Source organism: Vibrio tapetis subsp. quintayensis (genome assembly GCF_030409945.1).
In the GTDB taxonomy this organism is placed as follows: Bacteria; Pseudomonadota; Gammaproteobacteria; order Enterobacterales; family Vibrionaceae; genus Vibrio; species Vibrio quintayensis.
Genome location: NZ_JAUFQV010000051.1, coordinates 1 through 4,679, shown reverse-complemented (window position 1 = coordinate 4,679; position 4,679 = coordinate 1). Strand labels below are relative to the sequence as shown.

4 protein-coding genes and 2 pseudogenes are annotated in these 4,679 nt (G+C 40.8%); 4 read left to right on the top strand and 2 right to left on the bottom strand.

Annotated elements, in window-relative coordinates:
- The 4 genes and pseudogenes from QWZ04_RS23320 to QWZ04_RS23305 form a co-directional block, all read left to right on the top strand.
- Window positions 1-453 (top strand): DDE-type integrase/transposase/recombinase (locus tag QWZ04_RS23320; RefSeq protein WP_290330703.1); only part of this gene is annotated, 453 nt, incomplete at its 5' end.
- 693 nt (window positions 454-1,146) lie between these two features.
- Complete coding sequence (locus tag QWZ04_RS23315) at window positions 1,147-2,403, top strand: hypothetical protein (RefSeq protein WP_290330702.1); 1,257 nt, start codon at window positions 1,147-1,149, stop codon at window positions 2,401-2,403.
- 233 nt (window positions 2,404-2,636) lie between these two features.
- Window positions 2,637-3,033: pseudogene (locus QWZ04_RS23310) on the top strand (IS6 family transposase); the annotation flags it as partial.
- Window positions 3,034-3,264: 231 nt separating this feature from the next.
- Window positions 3,265-3,666: a hypothetical protein gene (locus QWZ04_RS23305; protein WP_290330701.1), complete on the top strand. Its 402-nt coding sequence runs from the start codon at window positions 3,265-3,267 to the stop codon at window positions 3,664-3,666.
- 69 nt (window positions 3,667-3,735) lie between these two features.
- Here the strand turns inward: QWZ04_RS23305 and QWZ04_RS23300 are convergent.
- Both QWZ04_RS23300 and QWZ04_RS23295 read right to left on the bottom strand, forming a co-directional pair.
- A pseudogene (locus QWZ04_RS23300) lies at window positions 3,736-3,990 on the bottom strand (DDE-type integrase/transposase/recombinase); the annotation flags it as partial.
- Between the two features lie 298 nt (window positions 3,991-4,288).
- The coding region (locus QWZ04_RS23295; RefSeq protein ID WP_290330700.1) for a recombinase family protein at window positions 4,289-4,679 on the bottom strand (391 nt) is incomplete at its 5' end.

The window sequence follows — 4,679 nt, the reverse complement described above, 5'->3', positions numbered from 1 at the left end:
ATCAACAAGCAAGGCGAAACACTGGACTTCTATTTCTCCCAAAAACGTAATAAAAACGTGGCTTACCAGTTCCTGAAACGGTGCCTAAGATACTATGATGTAGACACTCAGCCTAAGACCTTGAACACGGACAAGCATTCCTCGTATGCTCATGCTATTTCGCGCCTGAAAAAGGAGGGACGGCTGCGAGCGGATGTCGAGCAACGGCAAGTGAAGTATCTCAATAATGGTATCGAGTCCGATCACGCCCCCATCAAGAAGCTCGTTGTCAGCACAGGCGGTTTTAAAATACGAAAGCGAGCCTGGTCAACCATCGAGGGGTTCGAATCACTTCGAATGTTGAACAAAGGCCAGTTTGATTTCTGGTTACGTCATGATGAGCGTAAAACGCTTATTCGGGAGAGATCCGCCTTCATGAATCGTCTCTTCAATGTTGAGGTGATTTATCAGTAATCGTTAAGCCCATGACTGGGTAGATCTGCATTCTCTGATTAATTGCAACAGCCCCCAAAAAAGAGAGTATTAAACGACAAATAATTTTTGTCGTAAACATTAAAAATATTTTATTGACATGGCTGAAATAGTTCATTACGATGACCATCGGCTTGATTTGAGAATGATTATCACTTACTAAAAGGTGATTGCATGGTTACACTTTTTTTCAAAAGTGTGCTTTGCTTTATTTATACAATATTTTCCATTAAAGGTGCTTGACAAATCACTAAATTATCGGCGCTGGAAATATAATATTTAAAAATAATTATATTTCAGATAACCCATCTATTATGATTGAAAACAAATAAGAACTAATTATGAAAAGTATACTACTGCTATTTATTACTATTTACTTATTTGGATGTGGGGGGTTCCGAAGTGGTAAAAACTGTAATTGAACCTGATGATATTGCATTTATATTCTTTAATATGGATATGTATCAGAATGGTGAGACAAGCCGGACTTGAATTCGGGAGTCACTAGATCAGAAAAGACAGAACTGAATTCTGAGCTTTGGCTGGTTTTTTGCAACAACCCTGTATAATCGTCTGTCGATATCGTATCGGAATTTATATAGGATTCAATTTATAGGTAAACCCAAACTTATTACCTTTATGATTTTTATTTTTATGGTGAAATAGATAATAAATATGAAATACTTTTTTGTTGCACTTACTTCGATCATATTATTTGCGTGTGGTGGCGGGGCAGATAATGGCTCTTCAGGTAATACGAAATCCGTTGTACTTGAGCCAACTCCGCCTACTAAACCGGTTCCCCTACCAGATCCAACTTTTACCTTGGATCTGGTAGGGGAATTTCCGATGAGAGGACAAATAGTCTCTGGCAATCTAATAACACAGCCTAACTATCTAGTCGGATTAGAATGGCAAATTGATCAGCGTGGTGTTAGCCAATGTATAGTATCACCGACAGAGCCTACATGTTCTTATACGATCACCAAACAGGATGAAGGGCATCTTCTACGTCTATGTAGCATTGCTGGAGAACAGAGTAATTGTAGTGAGCAGCAGCAGTTGCCACAGATCCGTTTCACTGGATTGCTCAATTACAAAAGCGAGGTGAGTGCGCATCTAATCGGTTTTTCTGAACAGTCAGAAATAAGCTGGTACTTATTTCATTCGGATGAATTCGATATTGATAACGATGGCCCTAGCAACTACGCACCGGGGGGGAATGAAGGACTTACTTATCAGTTGCAGGAGCCATCTCATACAGCCAGAGATTATGTACATAAGTTCTTATTTTTTTGCGTAAACGATCATGCACGGCGTTGGAAAACAGTCTGTCGTATTGTAGGGGATATGGATTCTATCGATCCGTCAAACAAACGGGTTGAGGTTCTGTTTCCATTATCTGAAAAAGCCAAACAACTACAACTTGTAGGTGGGGAGCTATTTCACCGTGATGATAACACTCGACGTATTGCGCCAGTTTTTGAGATTAAGTATGAATTCCCCACCTATACCTCGTATATCAATCGACCAATAACATCGGCAGAGCTGGACTATTTCCAATTAACATTGGCCCCATTATATTCATCACGATCTTTACAAGAAAAACAGCGCCCCTACCCATCTCTGGTATATGAGTATCAGGATGATGAAGACACAAGAGATGACCCATATGATAGAGTCATCACGACGGCTGATGATTTGTGTGAAAGTATGGATGGCCGACGATTACCTGAAGCCATTCAATTTGAACGCAGTGATTTTACAGATTCAGGTTGGCCAATGAATGGCTATCCTTTTGGTTTATTTTGGACAGCTTCTTCACGTAGCATGGCGTATTTTCCGAACTTGGCGATAGACATTGAAACCGGAAAAAGTTATTCGGAACGTTCTACTCTGCCTTTCTATGTGGCTTGCGGACACTACGGATGATTTAGAATTTCCTAGAAAGGGTTGTGTCGCAAACAAGGGTGATACTGTTATGATCACCCTCAATATTGAATAGACGATTCATTAGGGCGGTTTTCTCCCGAACAAGCGTTTTACGCTCATCATGACGTAACCAAAAATCTAACTGGCCTTTGTGGATTTTGTCGTAAACTGGAGTGGTAGGTTATGCTCTTTATCAACATTCATCATGCCCAATATTATGACCATCAAATTCACAGGCCGTTCGTTACTATCTTTCCTACAAGCTGAGCTACCGTGAAATTGAAGATATATTGGCTTCTTCGTGGCTGATGGACGAAACGTATATAAACGTAAAGGCTAATGAAATATTACTACCGAGCCGTTGATAAATATGGTGATTTAATTGATTTCCTACTGCGCGATAAGCGAGATGAAAAAGCGACTAGAGCCTTTTTACAAAAGGCCATCGGTCAACATGGATTACCTGATAAAGTGGTTATTGACGGCTGCCATTCCAATACATTAGCACTGCATCATATTAATATTGAGCTTTGGCATTACGGACACATGCTAAGTCTAATTGAAATCCGTTCAATCAAGTACCTGAACAATATCGTCGAGCAAAGCCATCGCAGAGTGAAAGGTAAATGAATCAATGTTTAGGATGGAAATCAGACGAAGGGGCAAAGGCCACATTAGTTGGTATAGAACGTGGTCGATGATTAAAAATGTGCAACTCTACAACCTTGAAGGCTTACCTATTTGGGAGTAGTTTTACGCGCTAGCAGCCTAATTGTATCTGAAAATCGGTGCACGTGTAGTTAGACTAAGCTTTGCGACAAAACCCTTTCTTCGCAGATTTATGAAATGGGAAACATGAACATGAATAAAGAACAAAGTATTGCCAACAGAATTATGGCACAAATGAGCAATTCTGAAGTTAATGGGCCGGCTTATAACGTTCTAAACACTTTTGCTGTATCAGCCAACAAATGGGCGACTGGTCATATTGTTCTAACTGGTGAGGGTGGATTGATTTACGACCCTAAGAGCGATGGTTCAAGTATTTTTGATCTATTCAAAGCCGCAGGAAAAATAGAGGTGTCATTTGAGGGCTTGATTGTCCACTTGGCTAATAGCGGCATCAAGTTTAACAGCAAAGAACTAGCAGCCGAGCCAATTAGCAGTTCTCCGTTACAGCAACTTGAGCGAGAGCAATACTTTAAAACCTGTGCTGATTTAGGTCACTCTATTGTCGCTAAACTTTTGGCTGAAACAGAATAACCAGCGTAAGAAACGGGGTTGTTGCAATTAATCAGAGAATGCAGATCTACCCTGTCATGGGGGTAACCATTACTGGTAAACCACCTCAACATTGAAGAGACGAATCATGAAGGCGGATATCTCCCGAACAAGCGTTTTACGCTCATCATGACGTAACCAGAAATCAAACTGGCCTTTGTTCAACATTCGCAGGGATTCGAATCCCTCGATGGTTGACCAGGCTCGCTTTCGGATTTTAAAACCGCCGGTGCCGACAACGAGCTTCTTGATGGGGGCGTGATCGGACTCGATACCATTATTGAGATGCTTCACTTGCCGCTGCTTCTTCAGGTGCGAAATAGGGGACTGTTGCAATTAATCAGAGAATGAATATCTACTAATTGAAACAGTGCATTAATGTTCATATAATTGCGTCTGAGGGATTTCCTCTTAAACATGTAAGGATGATCATTATGGCACTTAAGCCAGGACCGAAACCAATTGCTGATTCAACAGGAAAACTTGATCAGCGTAGACGTGATAACAAAAAAACTCCCGGGAATACGCCTGGATTGAAGCCTAGTAAGTCCTCAAAAAAATAGGATAGGCTTTTTTGACAAAAGCTATCTCTTTGGTAGCTTTTTTAGTCATGCACAATGCCCTTTTCCGCTATTTTTGCTAGTTTTTTTACTTTAGCAACCGTTGAGCGGCTGCACCCAAGTAGATCCTGAACTTGCGACCAACTTTTTCCTTCACTTAGTAGTAACGATATATTTTCTCTGAGCTGATGGTCTGGTTTCCTACCCCGATATTTACCTAATTTCTTGGCTTTTTCTATCCCTTGAGCTTGACGTTTTCGGCGTGTCTCATAATCATCTCTTGCCATGGCTGCGGCTAAGTCGATCATGAAGTCTGTCAGTACTTTTGAGAGCATTGAGCTTTCATCATTACTATTGAGTACACCATGCGTCATTGGTTGATCGATGACTACAATATGTAAGCCAGCTTCAACTAGATGGTCTTTGAGCCGGTTC

Excerpts from the sequence above, each read along its gene's own strand:
- QWZ04_RS23315 (WP_290330702.1), top strand. The coding sequence starts at position 1,147 with ATGAAATACTTTTTTGTTGCACTTACTTCGATCATATTATTTGCGTGT.
- QWZ04_RS23305 (WP_290330701.1), top strand. The coding sequence starts at position 3,265 with ATGAATAAAGAACAAAGTATTGCCAACAGAATTATGGCACAAATGAGC.